At 76.1% G+C, this 17,437-nt stretch carries 19 protein-coding genes; 11 read left to right on the forward strand and 8 right to left on the reverse strand.

Annotated elements, in window-relative coordinates; genetic code table 11:
- Positions 1-65 precede the first annotated feature (65 nt).
- Both GA0074696_RS30875 and GA0074696_RS19155 read left to right on the forward strand, forming a co-directional pair.
- Positions 66-485: a YbaB/EbfC family nucleoid-associated protein gene (locus GA0074696_RS30875; protein ID WP_157746023.1), complete on the forward strand. Its 420-nt coding sequence runs from the start codon at positions 66-68 to the stop codon at positions 483-485.
- On the forward strand, positions 482-1,513 hold the full coding sequence (locus GA0074696_RS19155) for an SseB family protein (RefSeq protein WP_088962363.1): 1,032 nt from the start codon (positions 482-484) through the stop codon (positions 1,511-1,513). The genes GA0074696_RS30875 and GA0074696_RS19155 overlap by 4 nt, the downstream gene beginning before the upstream one ends.
- Before the next feature lie 267 nt (positions 1,514-1,780).
- Here the strand turns inward: GA0074696_RS19155 and GA0074696_RS19160 are convergent, their stop codons facing one another.
- Complete coding sequence (locus tag GA0074696_RS19160) at positions 1,781-2,524, reverse strand: hypothetical protein (RefSeq protein WP_088962364.1); 744 nt, start codon at positions 2,522-2,524, stop codon at positions 1,781-1,783.
- A gap of 78 nt (positions 2,525-2,602) precedes the next feature.
- Positions 2,603-3,073 carry a GNAT family N-acetyltransferase gene (locus GA0074696_RS19165; protein WP_157746025.1) on the reverse strand — a complete coding sequence of 157 codons (471 nt, stop codon included), beginning with the start codon at positions 3,071-3,073 and terminating at the stop codon, positions 2,603-2,605.
- A gap of 181 nt (positions 3,074-3,254) precedes the next feature.
- On the opposite strand from GA0074696_RS19165, the gene GA0074696_RS19170 reads away from it, so the two are divergent.
- A complete protein-coding gene (locus GA0074696_RS19170) occupies positions 3,255-3,446 on the forward strand; it encodes a DUF5703 family protein (protein WP_053655860.1) in 192 nt (63 codons plus the stop codon).
- A gap of 87 nt (positions 3,447-3,533) precedes the next feature.
- Here GA0074696_RS19170 and GA0074696_RS19175 read toward each other — a convergent pair whose 3' ends face one another.
- Both GA0074696_RS19175 and GA0074696_RS19180 read right to left on the reverse strand, forming a co-directional pair.
- The gene (locus GA0074696_RS19175; protein WP_088962366.1) at positions 3,534-4,193 is read right to left on the reverse strand and encodes a hypothetical protein; all 660 of its coding nucleotides are present in this window, start codon (positions 4,191-4,193) and stop codon (positions 3,534-3,536) included.
- Positions 4,194-4,242: 49 nt separating this feature from the next.
- Positions 4,243-5,571 (reverse strand): M20/M25/M40 family metallo-hydrolase, encoded by a 1,329-nt coding sequence (locus tag GA0074696_RS19180; RefSeq protein WP_088962367.1) that lies wholly within the window; start codon positions 5,569-5,571, stop codon positions 4,243-4,245.
- 189 nt (positions 5,572-5,760) lie between these two features.
- Here GA0074696_RS19180 and GA0074696_RS19185 point away from each other — a divergent pair, with 189 nt between their 5' ends.
- The 3 genes from GA0074696_RS19185 to GA0074696_RS19195 all read left to right on the forward strand — a co-directional run bounded on the left by GA0074696_RS19185 (position 5,761) and on the right by GA0074696_RS19195 (position 7,685).
- Positions 5,761-6,378 (forward strand): hemerythrin domain-containing protein, encoded by a 618-nt coding sequence (locus tag GA0074696_RS19185; protein ID WP_088962368.1) that lies wholly within the window; start codon positions 5,761-5,763, stop codon positions 6,376-6,378.
- Between the two features lie 67 nt (positions 6,379-6,445).
- The gene (locus GA0074696_RS19190; RefSeq protein WP_088962369.1) at positions 6,446-7,426 is read left to right on the forward strand and encodes a LysR family transcriptional regulator; all 981 of its coding nucleotides are present in this window, start codon (positions 6,446-6,448) and stop codon (positions 7,424-7,426) included.
- 19 nt (positions 7,427-7,445) lie between these two features.
- The gene (locus GA0074696_RS19195) at positions 7,446-7,685 is read left to right on the forward strand and encodes a hypothetical protein (protein ID WP_088962370.1); all 240 of its coding nucleotides are present in this window, start codon (positions 7,446-7,448) and stop codon (positions 7,683-7,685) included.
- A 65-nt stretch (positions 7,686-7,750) separates the two neighbouring features.
- On the opposite strand, the gene GA0074696_RS19200 is transcribed toward GA0074696_RS19195, so the two are convergent.
- The 3 genes from GA0074696_RS19200 to GA0074696_RS19205 are packed head-to-tail and all read right to left on the reverse strand — an operon-like array spanning position 7,751 to position 10,832.
- Positions 7,751-8,101 (reverse strand): DUF3140 domain-containing protein, encoded by a 351-nt coding sequence (locus GA0074696_RS19200; protein WP_088962371.1) that lies wholly within the window; start codon positions 8,099-8,101, stop codon positions 7,751-7,753.
- Positions 8,101-8,265 (reverse strand): hypothetical protein, encoded by a 165-nt coding sequence (locus tag GA0074696_RS30880; protein ID WP_157746027.1) that lies wholly within the window; start codon positions 8,263-8,265, stop codon positions 8,101-8,103. The genes GA0074696_RS19200 and GA0074696_RS30880 overlap by 1 nt, the downstream gene beginning before the upstream one ends.
- 14 nt (positions 8,266-8,279) lie before the next feature.
- Complete coding sequence (locus GA0074696_RS19205) at positions 8,280-10,832, reverse strand: ATP-dependent Clp protease ATP-binding subunit (RefSeq protein ID WP_088962372.1); 2,553 nt, start codon at positions 10,830-10,832, stop codon at positions 8,280-8,282.
- Between the two features lie 122 nt (positions 10,833-10,954).
- On the opposite strand from GA0074696_RS19205, the gene GA0074696_RS19210 reads away from it, so the two are divergent.
- The 5 genes from GA0074696_RS19210 (at position 10,955) to GA0074696_RS19230 (ending at position 16,092) form a co-directional block, all read left to right on the forward strand.
- Positions 10,955-11,350 carry an NYN domain-containing protein gene (locus tag GA0074696_RS19210; protein ID WP_088962373.1) on the forward strand — a complete coding sequence of 132 codons (396 nt, stop codon included), beginning with the start codon at positions 10,955-10,957 and terminating at the stop codon, positions 11,348-11,350.
- A 214-nt stretch (positions 11,351-11,564) separates the two neighbouring features.
- Positions 11,565-11,825: a hypothetical protein gene (locus tag GA0074696_RS19215; RefSeq protein ID WP_088962374.1), complete on the forward strand. Its 261-nt coding sequence runs from the start codon at positions 11,565-11,567 to the stop codon at positions 11,823-11,825.
- Positions 11,826-11,835: 10 nt separating this feature from the next.
- The gene (locus GA0074696_RS19220; protein ID WP_231925078.1) at positions 11,836-12,753 is read left to right on the forward strand and encodes a hypothetical protein; all 918 of its coding nucleotides are present in this window, start codon (positions 11,836-11,838) and stop codon (positions 12,751-12,753) included.
- Positions 12,746-15,430: an FtsK/SpoIIIE domain-containing protein gene (locus GA0074696_RS19225; RefSeq protein ID WP_088964677.1), complete on the forward strand. Its 2,685-nt coding sequence runs from the start codon at positions 12,746-12,748 to the stop codon at positions 15,428-15,430. Before GA0074696_RS19220 ends, GA0074696_RS19225 begins: the two co-directional genes overlap by 8 nt.
- Positions 15,427-16,092, forward strand: coding sequence for a hypothetical protein (locus tag GA0074696_RS19230; RefSeq protein WP_088962375.1), 666 nt, complete (start codon positions 15,427-15,429; stop codon positions 16,090-16,092). The genes GA0074696_RS19225 and GA0074696_RS19230 overlap by 4 nt, the downstream gene beginning before the upstream one ends.
- A 74-nt stretch (positions 16,093-16,166) precedes the next feature.
- Here GA0074696_RS19230 and GA0074696_RS19235 read toward each other — a convergent pair whose 3' ends face one another.
- Complete coding sequence (locus tag GA0074696_RS19235) at positions 16,167-17,435, reverse strand: cupin domain-containing protein (protein ID WP_088962376.1); 1,269 nt, start codon at positions 17,433-17,435, stop codon at positions 16,167-16,169.
- Positions 17,436-17,437 lie beyond the last annotated feature (2 nt).

Genomic DNA, 17,437 nt, shown 5'->3' on the forward strand with positions numbered 1-17,437 from the left:
ATACGATTCCCCGGCCTCCGGCCGCCACCCCGGCCCGAGGAGGAACCAAGGGGGAGGAAGTCCGCATGACTGATCCGCTGTCCGGTCTGGACGCGCTCGCCGGCCGGCTCGCCGAGATCGAACGCCGCTTCGCCGGCCTGCACGCCGGCCTCGACGACGTCGACGGCACCGCCACCGACGACACGGGCCTGGTGTCGGCCACCGTGGACGCCACCGGCGGGCTCACCGACCTGACCTTCGAGCCGGCGGCGCTGCGGTCCGGCACCACCGACCTGGCGGCGATGGTGCTGGCGGCGTACCGGCGGGCCCGGGCGGCGGCGACCGCCCAGCTCGACGAGCGCACCGAGGGTCTCGACGCGACGCTCGGGGCGGGCCTGACCGAGCTGTTCGGCAAGCCGGGCGACTTCGCGGCGTTGGGCCGCCTGGAGGAGGCCGTCGCCCGACTCGGCACCCTGGACGCCCGGCTGCCGAGGCCGCCGGCGTGACCGCGACCGGCTGGCCGGAGATCGTGGCCCGGCTGCACCGCACGCTCGTCGCCTGCGACCGGGACACCGACGTGGAACTCAGCGCCGGGTCGCGCCGGCTCCGGCTGTCCGTGCGCCGCGACACCGTCGAGGGCCACTGCCCCGGGTACGAGGGGCAGCGGCTGGCCGAGCTGGGCTGGCGGCCCGGCGACGACAGCGACTGGTGGTACGCCACCCCGCGTACCGCCGAGGGCCTGCACTGGTGGAGCGGCTTCGCCGCCCGGACCGCCGCCGTCGCGCTGACCGCCGACCCGGCCGTGCTCTCCTGCCGGGTGCTCCCGCCCGACGGCGGGGCGGAGCCGCCGACGGCGACCGGCGTCGAGGTGACCGGCGCAGCCGGGTCCGGTGTCGGCGCGCCCGCACCGGCCGGTGTCGGTGTCCCCGTGCCGGCCAGCGTCGGTGTCCCCGTGCCGGTCGAGGCCGGTGTCCCCGTGCCGGTCGAGGCCGGCGTCCCCGCGCCGGTCGAGGCCGGCGTCCCCGCGCAGGTGGGGGCAGACGCGGTGACCGTCGACGGCGCCGTGCCCGGGAGCGCGGTCGCGGACGGCGGCGGGTCGCGCCCGTCCGAGCCGGCGCCGGCCGAGCTGCTCGCGCGGGCGGCGGCCGCCCACGACCTGCCCCGCTACCTGGGGGTGCTCGCCGCCGGCCCGGTCTGCGTACCGCTGGCCGGCGAGCCGTCGCCCGACCGGGACTTTCCGTGGACGGTCGTCCTCGGGGCCGACCGCGCGCCGCTGCTGCCGGTCTTCACCTCGGCGGACGCGCTGACCGCCTTCGCCGGGGTCGGGGTGCCGTTCGTCGCGCTGTCCGCCGCCGACCTGCTGGCGGACTGGCCGGACCCGGGCTGGGGCCTCGCCGTCGACCCGGGCGCCGCCCACGGCCTGACGCTGACCGCCCCGGCGCTGGCCGCGCTGCTCGCCGCGAACGACCTGACCGATCCGCGGGGGCCGCTCGCCCCGGTCACCGTCGAGGAACCCGGCAGCACCGGCCGCTGACCGGCGTCCCCGCCGCACCTCGGACCCGCCGGATCGGCGCGGTCGCCTGCCGGACGCTCGCGTTGGTCGCGTCGTCGGCACCCGACCGGCCGGTGACCCCACCGTCGGCACCCCGACCGGCGGTGCTCCCGGCCGTGGTCGGCCGAGCAGGGGTCACGGCTCGCCCTCGGCGCGCACAACCGCGCCGCCTCGTCGGCGTGATATCCGCACCGCTGCCGGGCAGCAGCCGGCCGGTCCACGCGGCGAGCGGCGGCCGGACCGGAGGGGCTAACGGGACAGGTACGCCTTGATGCTGGTCGGGACACGGCCCGCCGCATCCGCCACGGCGGCCCGCGCCTCCCCGGTCACCGGCACCAGGGTGGTGTGCTTGGGCGGTAGGACGATCAGGTCGCCGACCGGCACCACCCGCTCGGCCTGCTGCCGCTCGTCGGCGGGCGGGTCGGTCCAGATGATGTACACGAGCCGGACGCTCATCTGTTCGCTGTCGTCGTTGCGCAGGGACACCCCCGTGAACCGGCTGCTGCGGTCGAGCACGCGGCCGTCGTCGTCCACCGGGGTCACCACCGGCTCGACGTTCACGGCCGGGGCGTCCACCGGCTCCGCGGTGCGCACCGAGACGGTCACGTCCGCGGCCGCCCGGGCTCCGGCACCGGTGAAGGTCAGCACGTCGATGCTGGCGCCCGGCGGGACGACCAGCCGCCCCCGGTCGCTGCCGAAGACCGAGGCGACCCGCACGCTGGGCAGCGTGCGCCCGGCGGCGTCCAGCGCGGTGAACTCCAGCGTCGGCGCGAGCACCCGGTTGCCGTCGTTGACGATCGTGAGTACCTGGTTCATGTACCCGTCCCCGGTGGTGGCGGCGAACTCGAACCGCAGCGCGGCGGCGGGGCGGGGCCGGACGACGAGGCCGCAGCCGGCGAGGAGCAGCGGGACGACCAGCGCGGCGACGACTCGCGGGAACAGCGGAGCGACGCGGCGACGGCGTGGTCGGGTCACGATCATGGTGAGCGGCACCGGCGCATGGTACGGCGGGGCGCGGCGGGGGGAGACCCCGTCGGTACCGACCGGCCGCGGCCGACGCGGCGGTGCCCGTCACAACCGCTTGGCCATCTGCACGGAGGTGACCTCGTAGCCCAGCTGCTCGTACAGGGCGCGGGCGCCCAAGTTGTGGCCGAACACGTTCAGCCCGATCGACACCACGCCGAGCTCCCGGCAGAGCTGCTCCGCCGCCCGCGCCATCGCCCGGCCGTGGCCGCGCCGACGCAGGTCCGCGCGGACCTCGAAGTCGTAGCCGAAGGCGTGCAGGCCGTCCGAGCGTCGCTCGAGGTGCAGCCAGAGCACGCCGATCTCGTCGTCACCGGCGTAGGCGGTCCACAGCCGGTGGCCCTCGGTGCGCAGGCCGTCGGGGAGCAGTCGGACGTAGTCCCGGCGCGCCTTGTCCCGCGCCTCGGGCGGGGGCAGGAGACCACTGGCGGCGATGCTGTCGGCGTAGTCGGCCTCCGCCCGCTCGCGGTAGCGGGCGTATTGCGCCTCGGTCATCGGTTCCAGCCGGACGGTCGTCACGAGCGCACCATAGGGGCGTGGCGGCGCGGCCGGGTGCCCCGAGGGACGCCGCACGCATACCCGTGGAAACCGGGCGAGCGGTGCCGGGCCGGGCGGTGGCGGCGCCGGGGGTGGCCGACACGCGGCGCGGGTCACGCGGGAGGGGGTGGCGGACGGCCTGCGGGCTGGGCAGCATAGGTCCATGGACTACGAATACGCGCCGCTGCGGCTGCCGCCGAACGTCGACCGGTTGACCGCCGCGGCGCAGTTGGCGATCCAGGCGGAGTTCTCCGGTTGGGAGTTGGCCCGGGTGCGGCTGTTCCGGGACGGCACGCGGCAGGTCGTGCTGCGCCGTCGGCGGGTCAACCAGCCGCAGCCGGGTCTGTCCTACTGACGGCGGGCACGCCGCCCGGCGTACCCGGGTCGGGGGCCCACGCGCCCGGGGCCGGACCGCTCGGTCGGGCCCCGGGCGCGTCGTGGCCTAGTGGTGGTGTCCGGCGTGGTCGTGGTCGTCCTCGTCGAGGAACGGGTGCTCGTCGAGCCGCCCGACGAGACGGTCGTCGGCGGCCGGCTGGAACGGGCCCACCGGGTCGTCGTCGTCGAAGGACTCCAGGTCGACCGGGGTGCCCACCTCGCTGACCATCACCACGCCGTCGAGCGGTTCCAGCTCCGGCACGTCCAGCGCGCTCAGCGAGCCGTCCCCGCTCTGCAGCAGCTCCAGCACCGCCTCGCCGACCCCCTCGACGGGCGCCGGCTCGTCCTCCTCCGGGGTGCCCTCGCGGCGGGCCGCCTCGGCGATCCGGATCAGCGCGGACACGCTCGGCACCCGGTAGTCGCGGCGCTGCCGCACCGAGATCACCGCCGGGTGCGGGTCGCTGGCCTCGACACCCTCGGCGCCGCCGAACCGCTCGTCGGCCTCGTCGGGGTCGATCGACTCGACGTCCCACGGCGTGACCTCGCCGAACGCGTCGAGCAGCTGCTCGTCGTAGGCGTACGAGGCGTTGTTCAACGCCACGTACGCCTGCCAGACGCCGTCGTCGTCGATCCGGCCCTGGGCGGCGCGCACGGCCGTCAGGTGGGCCCGGGCGGCGTCGATCACGCGCTCCAGAGCAGCGTCCAGCTCACCGTGCTGGTCGGTCATGAGGGAGTCCCTTCGCGATGGGGAGGATGCGGTCCGGCGACGGACCCGGTCAGCAGGTGCGCAGGAACCGGTCGAGGACCCGCACGCCGAACTGTAGTCCGTCCACCGGTACCCGCTCGTCGATGCCGTGGAACAGGGCGGAGAAGTTGAGATCCGCCGGCAGGCGCAGCGGCGCGAACCCGAAGCAGCGGATGCCGAGCTGGGAGAACGCCTTGGCGTCGGTGCCGCCGGAGAGCATGTACGGCACCGGGCGGGCGCCCGGGTCCTCCGCGCGCAGCGCCGCCGACATCGCCTCGACCAGGTCACCGTCGAAGGTGGTCTCCAGGGCCGGCTGGCGCTGGATGTATTCGATGTCGATGTCCGGTCCGACCAGCTCGCGCAGCTGGCGCTCCAGCATCTCCGACTGCCCCGGCAGGCTGCGGCAGTCGATGGTGGCGGTGGCCCGGCCGGGGATGACGTTGTCCTTGTAGCCCGCGGCGAGCCGGGTCGGGTTGGCGGTGCTGCGGATCGTCGCCCCGATGATGTTGGCGATCGGGCCGAGCTTGGCGATCGCCGCCTCCGGGTCGTCCGGGTCCAGCTCGACGCCGAGCACGTCGGAGACCTCCTCGAGGAAGGCCCGCACGGTCGGGGTGACGGTGACCGGGAAGCGGTGCCGCCCGATCCGGGCGACCGCCTCGGCGAGCGCGGTGACCGCGTTGTCGTCGTGGATGAACGACCCGTGCCCGGGGCGGCCCTTGGCGTGCAGCCGCAGCCAGTCCAGCCCCTTCTCCGCCGTCTCGATCAGGTAGAGCCGGGACGCGTCGTCGATGGCGTAGGAGAAGCCGCCGACCTCGCCGATCGCCTCGGTGCAGCCGTCGAAGAGCTCCCGGTGCCGCTGTACCAGGAAGTGCGCGCCGTAGTCGCTGCCCGCCTCCTCGTCGGCGGTGTAGGCCAGCACGATGTCGCGCGGCGGGCGGACGCCGGTGCGCTGCCAGTCCCGCACCACGGCCAGCACCATCGCGTCGAAGTCCTTCATGTCGATCGCGCCCCGGCCCCACAGGTAGCCGTCGCGGATCTCCCCGGAGAACGGGTGCACCGACCACTCGTCGGCGTCCGCGGGCACCACGTCCAGGTGGCCGTGCACCAGCAGGGCGTCCCGGCCCGGATCGGTGCCGGGGATCCGGGCGACCAGGTTGGCCCGCCCGGGCGCCGACTCGTGGATCTGCGACTCGACGCCGACCTCGGCCAGCTTCTCCGCGACGTACTCGGCGGCCAGCCGCTCCCCCGCGCTGGTGGCGTTGTCACCGGTGTTGGTGGTGTCGATGCGCAGCAGGTCGCGGCAGAGTTCCACGACCTCGTCGGTGGGGTCGGGTCGGGCGGAGGCGGGGTCGCTCGTCATCGGCTCTTTCTACCAGTCGGGCGGGCTGTCGCGGCGGCCCGGCCGGCGCTCGCGCGCGTCGGGGTCCGCGCGGCACTCCCGGGCCGTGCCCGTTTCACGATCTTGCGGTACGGGTACCGCGTCGGCGACCCCGCACCGCCCGTCGCGCCGGCCGTCCCCAGGCTCCGGCCGCCCGTCGAGGAGGGCCCCATGACCGTCCCGCTGCCGCCCCTGCCGCCCACCGCCGACGACGCCTACCGGCCCGGCGGGCGCAGCATGGCCGACATCGCCGACACCGAGCACCGGCAACTGCTCGGCCTGGCCGACCAGGTGACCGACCAGCGGCTGAGCCCCGAGCGGCGCCGGGAGGTGGCCGAGGTGCTGACCGCGGCGATCTCGCGGCACCTCTCCGCCGAGGAGCAGTACCTGCTGCCCGCCGCGCGGGCGGCGCTGCCCGAGAGCGCCGAGCGGGTGGACCGGGAACTGGCGGCCGACGCGGCGCTGCTGGGCGCGCTCAAGGTGCTCGCCGGGCCGGACGACCCGGCGCTGGCGGACGTCGCCGCGCGGGTCCGCCGGCACGTCGAGGCGGTGTCGGCGCTGATCACCCCGCTGCGTGAGGTGGCCACCGACGCGGAGCTGATCCGGCTGGGCAACCGGTGGGAGATCGCCGAGGAGGCGGCCCCCACCCGCCCGCACCCGGGTACGCCGGCCACCCCGCCGTGGAACCGGGTGGTCGAGCCGGCGCTGGGCGTGGTGGACAAGGTGCGCGACGCGGTCACCGGGCGGCGGACGTACCTGGCCGACCTGAAGCGGGACGCGGGCGACTGATCCATCGTCCGACGCCGATCCGCCCAGGCCCTTCCGCCGGCCCGTGCGGTGGTCCTACCGTCACGTTATGAATCTGGAGCTGCGACACCTGCGGGTCGTCTGCGCGATCGCCGAGACGGGGAGCGTGACCAAGGCCGCCTCCACCCTGGGCCTGGCCCAGCCGGCCCTGACCGCGCAGCTCCAGCGCATCGAGCGCACCCTCGGCGGCCCGCTGTTCGAACGCGACCGGCGCGGCGCCCGGCCCACCGCGCTGGGCGAGCTGGTGCTGGCCCGGGCCCGGGTGCTGCTGCCGGCGATGAAGGGGCTCCAGGACGAGGCGGCCCGGCTGGCCGGGGCGGACGACAGCCTGGGCCGGTACCGCTTCGGCGGGGTGAACAGCCCGATCCTCGGCCGGCTGGTGCACCGGCTGGTCGCCGAGCAGCCGCAGGCGCAGATCACCACGTACGCCTCCTGGTCGGCCGGGGAACTGGCCGGGCTGGTGGCCGGTGGGCGGCTCGACTTCGCGCTCACCGGGGTCTGCGGCGACGCCACGCCGTCCCCGGAGTTCGGGCTCTGCTGGCGGGAGGTCGCGGTCGACCCGGTGCTGGTGCTGCTGCCGACCAGCCACCCGATGGCCGGCCGGGAGGAGATCGACCTGGCCGAGCTGCGCCGCGAACAGTGGGTGGCCGCGCCGGGCGACGGCTGCTTCGGCGACTGCTTCGCCGCCGCCTGCGCCCGGGCCGGCTTCACCCCCCGCAAGGTGTACGAGACCGACGTGCGCGGCTGCGTGGACCTGGTCGACGCCGGCGAGGCGGTGGCGCTGTGCCAGGCCACCTTCCGCCCGGTCGACGGTCTGGTCACCCGCCGGCTGGCCGGCGTGCCGCTGCGCTGGCGGCTGCTGCTCGGCTGGCACCCCGAGTCGCCCGCCGGCCGGGTCGCCGAGGCGGTGCTGGAGACGGCGGTGGCGGCGTACACCGACTCGCTGGCGCCGCACCCCGACTACCTGGCCTGGCTGCTGCGCCACCCGGAGTTCGGGGCCCGGCCGGCCCGCGGGGTGCGAATCGCCTGACGGCGGGTACCTGGACCCCATGACCGATCGCTACCCCGACCTCGACGAGCGGGAACTGCTGCGTGAGGCGGCCGCCGCGCACTCCGCCGCCGTCCGGGACCTCGAGGCGTTCCTGCGTCGGCTGCCGGACGTGCCCGACCCGGCCGACATCACCGAGTACGCCAACCTGCTCACCCGGGAGGAGCAGACCCGGGCCGAGCGGCAGGCCGCCGCCACCGCCGCCGGCCTGGAGCTGCCCAGCCTCGGCACCGAGCCGTAGCGCGAGCCGACGACGACGGGCGGCGGCACCGGGGAGATCGTCCCGGGTGCCGCCGCCCGTGCGGGTCAGCGTTCGACCAGGACGTCGTGGCCCAGGTCGAGCAGGGAGTGCCGCCACTCGTTGTCGGCGTTGCCGCCGGGCGGCTTCTCCGCGGTCAGCGCCCGGATCCGGTCGATCGCCTCCCGCATCACCTCGATGTCCTCCGGGGTCAGGTCCACCTTGCGCTTGCTGAGCACCCGCAGGATCTGCCGGCCCGGCTCGGGCAGGTCCATGTTCGGGTTCGGACCGAACGACTCCTCCCCCGAGCCGCGGGTCAACAGCCACTGCCGCAGCTGTTCGGAGGGGACGTTCACCTCGGCGTGGAAGTCGTCCCAGATCACCTCGACCTCGGGGTCGAGTCGCTGCTCGCGTACCATCACGCCTCCTCTTCCGGTGGCCCGGACGGCGCCGGGTTCCCGTCGTCGGTCTCCTGCTTCAGGCCCTCCGGCGGCACCTGCACCCGGGCCGGGTTCGCCGTCGGCGGCGCGAGGATCGGTTCGGTGCGGTCGGTCTCCTCGTCGCTCTCCTCGGGTTCGGTCATCTCCGCCCTCCGGGTCATCGCGGGTGGGACGTCGAGGCCGGGGTGTAGCCCCGCTCTCCCGCGGCCACGTCGAAGGTGAGCTGTCCGTCCCGCGCGTCGACGGTGATCTTCTGGCCCGGCGCGAGCTGGTTCTCCAGCAGCATCCGGGACAGCCGGTTGTCGACCTCCCGCTGGATCACTCGGCGCAGTGGCCGGGCGCCGAACTCCGGCTGGTAGCCGTGCTCGGCGAGCCAGTCGACGCCGGCGGTGGTGAACTCGACCTGGACGTCCTGGGCGTGCAGCCGGCGGCGGGTCTCCTTCAGCAGCAGCTCGGTGATCTGCCGCAGCTGCTGGGCCTCCAGCCGGCGGAAGATGATCGTCTCGTCGATCCGGTTGAGGAACTCCGGGCGGAAGTTCTCCTGGAGGCGGCGCATCAGCCGCTCGCGCAGCTCGTCGCTCTCCTGGGTGCCGCCAGGCTCGCCGAGGCCGAAGCCCACCGCGCGGGTGGTGCCGGTGATCAACTCCGAGCCCAGGTTGCTCGTCATGATCAGGACGGTGTTCTTGAAGTTCACCGTCCGGCCCTGGCTGTCGGTGAGCCGGCCGTCGTCGAGCACCTGGAGCAGGATGTTGAAGACGTCCGGGTGCGCCTTCTCGATCTCGTCGAGCAGCACCACCGCGTACGGGCGGCGGCGCACCGCCTCGGTGAGCTGGCCGGCCTCCTCGTACCCGACGTAGCCGGGGGGCGCCCCGACCAGCCGGGCGACGGTGTGCCGCTCCTGGAACTCGCTCATGTCGACCCGCACCATCCGGTCGGCCTCGCCGAAGAGCGCCTCCGCCAGCGCCCGGGCCAGCTCGGTCTTGCCGACGCCGGTCGGGCCGAGGAAGAGGAAGCTGCCCATCGGCCGGTTCGGGTCGGCCAGCCCGGTACGCGATCGGCGCACCGCCTCGGCCACCGCGGTGACCGCGTCGTCCTGGCCGACGACCTTCTCGTGCAGCTGCCCCTCCAGCCGCAGCAGCCGGTCCCGCTCCTCCTCGGTGAGCTGGCTGACCGGGATGCCGGTGGCGCGGGAGACCACCTCGGCGATCTCCTGCGGGCCGACCGAGGGGACGCCGTTGGTGCCTTCGTCGCCCTGGGCGCGGCGGATCTGCGCCTCGATCTCGGCGAGCCGGTCGCGCAGCGCGGAGGCCCGCTCGTACTGCTCGTCGGCGACCGCCTGTTCCTTGTCCCGGCGCACCTCGTCGAGCTGCTGCTCCAGCTCGCGCACGTCGGCGGCGGGGGTGCGGGTGCGCAGCCGTACCCGCGCGCCGGCCTGGTCGATCAGGTCGATCGCCTTGTCCGGCAGGAAGCGGTCGGTGACGTACCGGTCGGAGAGTTCGGCGGCCGCGACCAGCGCCTCGTCGGTGAAGCGGACCTGGTGGTGCGCCTCGTACCGGTCGCGCAGGCCGCGCAGGATGGCGACGGTGTCCTCGACGCTGGGTTCGGGCACCAGGACCGGCTGGAAGCGGCGGGCCAGCGCGGCGTCCTTCTCGATGCTCTTGCGGTACTCGTCCAGCGTGGTCGCGCCGATCACCCGCAGCTCGCCGCGGGCCAACGCCGGCTTGAGCATGTTGGACGCGTCCATGCCGCCCTCGCTGCCGGCGCCGCCCGCGCCGACCAGGGTGTGGATCTCGTCCAGGAAGATGATCAGCTCGTCCCGGTGCGCCCGGATCTCGTCGATGACCTTCTTCAGCCGTTCCTCGAAGTCGCCGCGGTAGCGGGTGCCGGCGACCAGGCCGGCGAGGTCGAGCTGCACCACCCGCTTGCCGAGCAGGGTCTGCGGCACGTCGCCGTCGCAGATCCGCTCGGCCAGCCCCTCCACGATCGCGGTCTTGCCGACGCCGGCCTCACCGATCAGCACCGGGTTGTTCTTGGTCCGCCGGGACAGGATCTCCACGGCCTGCTCGATCTCGTCGGCCCGCCCGATCACCGGGTCGATCTGGTCCATCCGGGCCAGCTCAGTGAGGTCCTGCCCGTACTGGTCGAGGGTCGGGGTGCCCCGGTCGGGCCTCGGCCCGCCCATCGGTCCGCGTTCCGCGCTGGCCGCCTGCAACGACTCGGGCTGGATCCGGCCGGCGGCCAGCATCCGGCCGGCGGGCGACTCCGGGTTGAGCGGCAGCGCCATCAGGATGTGCTCGGGGCCGATGTAGTTCGCCCCCATCGCCCGGGACAGCTGGTGGGCGTCGAGCAGCGCCCGCTTGGCGGCGGGGGTGAGCGACAGGTTCGGCGGCACCTCGCCCCCGGGCGCGCCGTCGCCCCGCCCGCCGAGGGCGTTGACCAGGGCGTCCGGGTCGGCGCCGGCCCGGCGTACCAGGTCGCGCAGCGGCTCGCGTTGCAGCGCCGCCCAGAGCAGGTGGTCGGTGTCCAGGTCGTTGCTGTGTTTCTGGGCGGCCCGCCGGGCCGCGTCGGCCAGCATCTCCCGGGCGTCGGCGGTCATCAGCCGGGTGATGTCGACCCGGTGGGCCGGTCGGCGTCCGCCCTCACCCCGGCCGAAGTACCGGGCCAGGAACTCGTCCCAGGGGTCGGAGCCGTAGTCACCGGGTCCCATCATCTCTGTCCTCCGCAGTCGGGGCGCGGCACGGTCGCCGGGAGCGACACCGCGGGCGCGGCACGGTCGCCGGTGGCTACCCGGCGGCCGGCGCGACAAACGCCAGGGGATGGCAGGCTGGGGGCATGGACTCCCGCCCGCTGCTGATCGTCGACGGTGCCAACGTGGTCGGTTCCCGCCCGGACGGCTGGTGGCGGGACCGGGCCGGGGCGGCGGTCCGGTTGCGCGACGCCCTGGCGCCGCTGGCCGACCGGGGGCTGCCGCCGGAGCTGCCGCCGCCGGTGGAGGTGGTGCTGGTGGTGGAGGGCGCGGCGCGGGAGGTGCCCGGGGTGGCCGGGGTGCACACGGTGCCGGCGCCCGGTTCCGGCGACGACGCCATCGTGGCGCTGGTGCGCGACGCACCGGACCGGCGCCGGTTGGTGGTCACCTCCGACCGGGAGCTGCGCGACCGGGTGGCGGCCCTCGGCGCGGAGCTGCACGGCCCGCGCTGGCTGCGCGAGCACACCCACCCGAGCGGCTGACCGGCCGGTTTCCGGTCCGCGGGCGGCGGGCCGGAGCGGTCCCGCCGACAGGACCGGCGCATCCCCTGGCGGGACCGGGCGCACCGGCGGTGAACGCTTTCCCGCACGTCACGGGGGTAACCGGACACCGGGGCGGGAACACCGACAGGGCGGATGTTCTCTACCCGGCGGGTATACGTTGTAATGGACCTCTCCCCGCCCCCAGGAGGTCACCGTGGCGAGCGTCGCCGAGCTGAAGGCAGCCATCGAGGTCGCCCTCCAACAGATCGGTGACGGGCAGACAGCCGTGCAGGCGGCCGGTGAGAAGCTCTCCGAGGCGCAGCAGACCCTGGCCGGGGCGCTGGAGGGCAGCGGGCACGAGACGGTGGAGAGCGCGCAGGCCTCGCTGACCCAGGCCGGCCAGGAGCTGGAGGAGTGCCTCGCCGCGACCCTCGTCGCGGTCGAGCAGGCGCAGCTCTACGTCTCGACGCTCTGAGCCGGCGGCCGTGTCCATCATCGAGGACGTGGGGGCGCAGGTGCGCGCCGCCGCCGAGGAGCTGCCGCTGGCGCCGCTGGCCCAGGCGCTGGAAAAGTTCGGGCAGGCCACCGAGCGGCTGCGCTGGGTCCGGCAGGAGTCGGCCAACCCGATGGGGGTACCGGAGCTCGCTGCGGCCACCGAGCACGCCGAGGCCGCCGGGCACGCGCTGCGGGTGGCCCAGGAGCAGCTGTCGGCGTACCTGGCCGCGATCGGGCTGGCCCCCGACGGCGCGCCCCCGGCCGCGCCGGGCCGCCGGGAGCCGAAGCACGACGCGCCCCGCGCGGACGCCGTACCGCCGGCCGGACCGGCACCGCAGCCGCCGGCCGACCCGACCGTCAAGCGGTGGTGGTCGGTGCGGGTGGCGGAGCTGACCGGAGGCCGGGAGGGCCCGCCGGACGAGCCGGACGAGCGGATCGCCGACTCCCGGGAGCTGCTGCGCCGGGTGGTCACCGGGGTCCGCTCCGGCGACCGGGACCGGCTGCACCGGGAGCTGCGCACGGCACACGCCGACGTCGGCCTCGGGCTGGCCGCGGTGGCCCCGCCGCTGCTGCGCGACCTGGCCGGGGAACTGCTCGGGCACCCGCCCCGCGCCGACGACCTGGGCCGGCTGCGGCGCGAGCTGGACGGCCGGGTCCGCGACCTGCTCCCCGGGCTGCCGCCGCCGGTGCTGGACACCCTGCTCACCCGGGTCTGCCGGATGCCCCCGCCCCGCGTCGGCGAGCAGCCGCACGCCGCGGACCCGGCGGTCACCGCCGGGGTGGTGACCGGCGTGCTGCTGGCCCGGCTCGGTCGGGACCTGCCCCGCGACGAGCCCGACGCCCGCCGGGCACCGGCCGCCGCCGCGCCGGTCGCCGGGCGCCGGCCCGACGGTGGGCACCGTGGCTGACCTGCGCAGCCAACTGGTCACGCGGGTACGGGGGATGCTCTCCGAGGCCCTCGGCGCGACGCGTACCCGGTTGGCCGGCGCCGAGACGGAGCTGACCGCCGCCCGCGAACGGCTGGTCCGGGTGCGGCGGGCCGCCGCGGCGGTGCCGCAGCGGGTCGGCGCGGAACGCGACCGCCGACTGGCCGAGATCGACGACCGGCACGCGGCGCGAATCGCCGAGCTGGCCCGCCGGGCCGCCGCCGCCGCGCTGCGGGAGGCGCCGGGCGCGGCGTCCGCGTCGTGGACGGACTGGCGGGCGGCGCCGGCCGGGCGCGGGCAGCCGGTCGGTCCGGTACGCGTCGGCACGCTGCGCATCGCCGGCGCGGAACCGGTCCCGGCGCTGGTCCCGCTGCTGGACGCCGGCCACGTGCACCTCTCCGGCGGCGACCGGGACGGCGCGGACGCGGTGGTCGGCGCGCTGCTGCTGCGCGGGGTCGGCCGGGCCGACCCGGGCGCGGTGCGGCTGTACGGCTACGACCCGGAGCACCTGGGCGGCGGGCTGGCCGGCTTCGCCCCGCTGGGCACCGCCGGGCTGCTCACCTTCGTCGGTCCGGGCGGGCTCGGCCGGCTGCTCGACGACCTGGTGGAGCAGATCCGCCGGATCAACGAGACGGTGCTGGCCGGCGAGTACGCCTCGCTGCGCGAACTGGCCGCGGCGACCGGCCGCCGACCGGAGCCGTGGCGGGTGGCGGTGCTGCTCGGCGGGGACGAGCTGTCCCGGCACGAACGCGGCCAGCTGGACCGGGTGGTCCGCGCCGGGGCGGCGTGCGGGGTGCACCTGGTGGTGCGGGGCATCCCGCTGCCGGAGGACCCGACGGTCACCCGGATCGTCGCCGAGCCGGGCGACGCCCGCGTCGGCGCCCCGCCCGGCCTGCCGGTACGCCTCGACCCGCCGCCGCCCGCCACGCTGGTCACCGAGACCTGCCGGGAGATCGCCTCCCGGGTCAACGCCGGCCCGCCCCCGACGCCCTTCACCGACCTGCTGCCCCCGCCGGAGCAGATGTGGAAGGAGGACTCGGCGCACGGGCTGAGCGCGCCGATCGGCGAGGGCCCGCACGGGCGACCGGTCCTGCTGACCCTGGGCGACTACCCGCCGCACGCACTGATCGGCGGCCCCTCCGGCACCGGCAAGACCAACCTGATCTTCGCCTGGATCGGCGCGCTCGCCGCTCGCTACTCCCCCGCCGAGCTGGAGTTCTATCTGCTCGACTTCAAGGAGGGGGTGTCCTTCGCCCGGTTCGCCCAGGGCCGGCGCGACCCGAGCTGGTTGCCGCACATGCGGCTGGTCGGGATCAACGTCAACACCGACCGGGAGTTCGGCCTGGCCCTGCTGCGGTTCCTCGCCGAGGAGCTGCGCCGCCGGGCCGACGCCGCCAAGAAACACGAGGTCACCAAGCTGGCCGAGCTGCGGGCGGTGGACCCGACCGGGCACTGGCCGCGGATCGTGGCGGTGGTCGACGAGTTCCAGGCGCTGCTGGCCGGCCGGGACGTGGTGGCCCGGGAGGCCGCCGACCTGCTGGAGGACCTGGCCCGGCGGGGCCGGTCGCAGGGCATCCACCTGGTGCTCGCCTCGCAGGACGTGCGGGGCATCGAGGCGCTGTGGGGGCGGCCCGCGCTGGTCGCGCAGTTCACCCTGCGGATCGCGCTGCCCAAGGCGCTGCGCATCCTGGCCGAGCGCAACGACGCGGCACAGGCGCTGCCCCGGCACCACGCGGTGGTCAACGCCGAGTCCGGGATGACCGAGGGCAACCAGGTGGCTCGGATCCCGTCGGCCAGCGACTGGGAGACCTGGAGCGAACTGCAGCACCGGCTGTGGCGGATGCGGCCGCAGGACGCCGCGCCGGCGCGGCTCTTCGACGGCGACGCCGTCCCCCGGCTGGTCGACGCGCCCGACTACCGCGCGCTGACCCCGCAGGGCGACACCCCGCCGCCCCGGGGGCCGGTCGCCCTGCTCGGCGAGATCATCGACGTGCAGGCCCGCTCGGCGTCGCTGCGGCTGCCCCGCGCCCCCGGGCGCAACCTGGCGGTGCTGGGTACCCGGGTGGACGAGGCGTGCGCGGTCCTCGACGCCGCCGCCCGGTCGCTGGCCCGCCAGCACCGGCCGGGTACCGCCCGGTTCTCCATCGCCTGCCTCGACCCGGACGCCGACCCGGCCGCCCGCGCCCTCTACGAGGACCTGGCCGACGACGCGGCCTGGTACGACGAGGAGACGGTGCCGGAGCTGATGGCCGAGACGGCCGAGGCGCTGAGTCGGCCGGGCACCCCGAGCACCCCGCACTACCTGCTGCTGTTCGCCGTCGACGCGGCGGCCGGGCGGCTGGCCGCGCCGGCCGGCGGGCGCAGCGGGCTGGAGCAGCTGCGCCGGATCCTGCACGACGGGCCGGAACGGCGTACCCACGTGCTGGCCTGGTGGCGCGGGATCGCCCGGATGCGGGTGGACCTCGGTGGGCCGGCCGCCCGCACCGACCAGATCGGGGCCTGGGTGGCCCTCGACGTGCAGGGCGCGGAGCTGGGTTCCTCGCTCTACCCGGGCACCGGCGGCCCGGACTGGTACCCCCGCCCGTGGCGCGGGCTCTTCTTCGACCGGGCGGTGCACCGCACCGGACAGGTGATCATCCCTTATGGTCCGTCGCGATGAACGAACCGGTCGCCAGTGACACGTACGCCGCGCACGTCCGCCGCCTGGCCGAGCTGACCGGCCGGGTCCGGGCCCAGCGGGCCGAGGCGCAGGCCTGGCACGACAAGCAGTGCACCGCCGCCGAACGGGTGGTGGCCGAGGCGACCGCGCAGCTGCGCCGGGCCGAGGCCGAGGTCGCCGAGGCCCGGTCCATGGTGGAGCGGGTCGACGCCGAGGTCGGGCACCTCTGGGCGGAGCTGCGGGGCCGGCTGGGACTGGGCGGGCGGCGGCTCGGCCCGGCGCCGGGGCCGGCCCGGGACGCGGCCGGTGACCCGGTGTCGTCGCTGCGCGGGGTGCGGGAGCTGCTGGACCGGGCCGGGCAGCCGGGTGAGCTGCCCGGGTCGGTGAACCCGCTGCTGGCGCTCTGCGGGGCGGCGGGAGCGCTGGTCGCGTACGGCCTCGGGGCGGGCGCCCGCGCGCTCGGCCACCGCTACGGCGGTGACCTGGCGGTGGGGATGCCGGTGCTGGCCCTGGTCGTGACGCTGCTCGGACCGCTGGCCGGCCTGGCGCCGGCGAAGCGGCTGGCCGACCGGCGGCACGCCCTGCTGGGGCCGCGGCCGATGGCGATCGTGCTGGTCGCCGGGGTGGCGACCACGGTGGCCCTGCTGGTGCTGACCCGCTGAACCCGGCGGTCCGGCCGGGTTGAGGCGGGACCGGGCGGCGGGCCGCCCGGTCGGCTCGGTGGACGGGTCGAGGCTCAGGCGGGGACCGCGACGGCCTCGCGCAGCAGCCGGCGGGCCAGCACCAGCCGGTCGGCGTCGTCGTCCAGGCCGGGCAGGTCGCCCACCCGGGTGACGGTGCCGGTGAGCAGGGTGCGCACCGCCGGCTCGCAGGTGCCGGGCAGGGTGAGAGTCCGGTCGGGCAGCCGCAGCGCCACCCGGTGGTCGTCGGTGGCGGTGAGCTGCCAGCGCAGCCCGGCCCGCGGGGCGATCCGGCTGTCGGCGTCGAGCGCGGCGAGCGCGGCGGCCTGGGCGAGGGGCCGGATCGGGGCCGGCCGGGCGGCGGGCCAGGCGCGCTGCCGCAGCCGGGCGGCGACCGCCGCCGGGTCGACCCGCAGCAGCCAGTCCCGCAGCGCCTCGACGGTCTCGGTCAGCTCGGGCTCGACGGCGTCGGGGTCGGCGACGTCGGTGCCGAAGGGCAGCCCGGCGCGCAGCCGGGGATCCTCGGCGGCCAGGGTGAGCAGTTCCTCGACCATGGCGTACCGGGTCAGCGCGCGGATGCCGACGGTCAGGTGCAGCGAGCTGGACTCCTGCGCCCGGGCGCTGTGCAGCCAGCCGCGCGGCAGGTAGAGCGCGTCGCCGGGGGCGAGCACCACGTCCAGCGCGGCGGGCCCGTCGGCGGTGGCGGCGACCTCGTCGGCCCGCCCGCCCCAGGGTTGCTGCTCCAGCGGGTCGGGCAGCACCGGCGGGTGGATGCGCCAGTGCTTGCGGCCGTCGACCTGGAGCACGAAGACGTCGTGGGTGTCGTAGTGGGTGGCGAAGCCCTGGCTGCCGGCCGGGGTCAGATAGGCGTTGACCTGCAACGGCTGGGACAGCGCGGTGCCGAGGTCGCGCGCGAAGTCGACCAGGGCGGGCCAGGTGCGGTGCAGTCCCTGGAGCACCAGCGTGGCGCCGGAGGCGTACAGCTCCAGCACCTTCTCGTCGAGGACCTGGTCGGTGATCTCGGCGCCGGCGCCGCCGCCGCCGGTGTAGCGCGCCGCCGGCACGAGCTGGCCGTCCCTGGCCACCCGCAGGAACGGGGTACGCAGACCCCGGCGGCTGAGCAGCTCGTCGGCGTCGGCGGGGCTGAGCAGGTCGGTGAAGCCGTCCGGGTTGGGCAGCTCGTCGGCGCGGGAGAGCAGCGGGGCCCGTCCCCAGTGGGCGGCGGCGAACTTCGCCGGCTCCACGCTGGCGCAGCGCGCCAGGGCCGCGGCGGCGGACGGAACCGCCGGGCGGCCGTGGCCGCCCGGCGGGTCGATGATCGTCATGA

The sequence above is a fragment of the Micromonospora purpureochromogenes genome, assembly GCF_900091515.1.
Taxonomy (GTDB): domain Bacteria; phylum Actinomycetota; class Actinomycetes; order Mycobacteriales; family Micromonosporaceae; genus Micromonospora; species Micromonospora purpureochromogenes.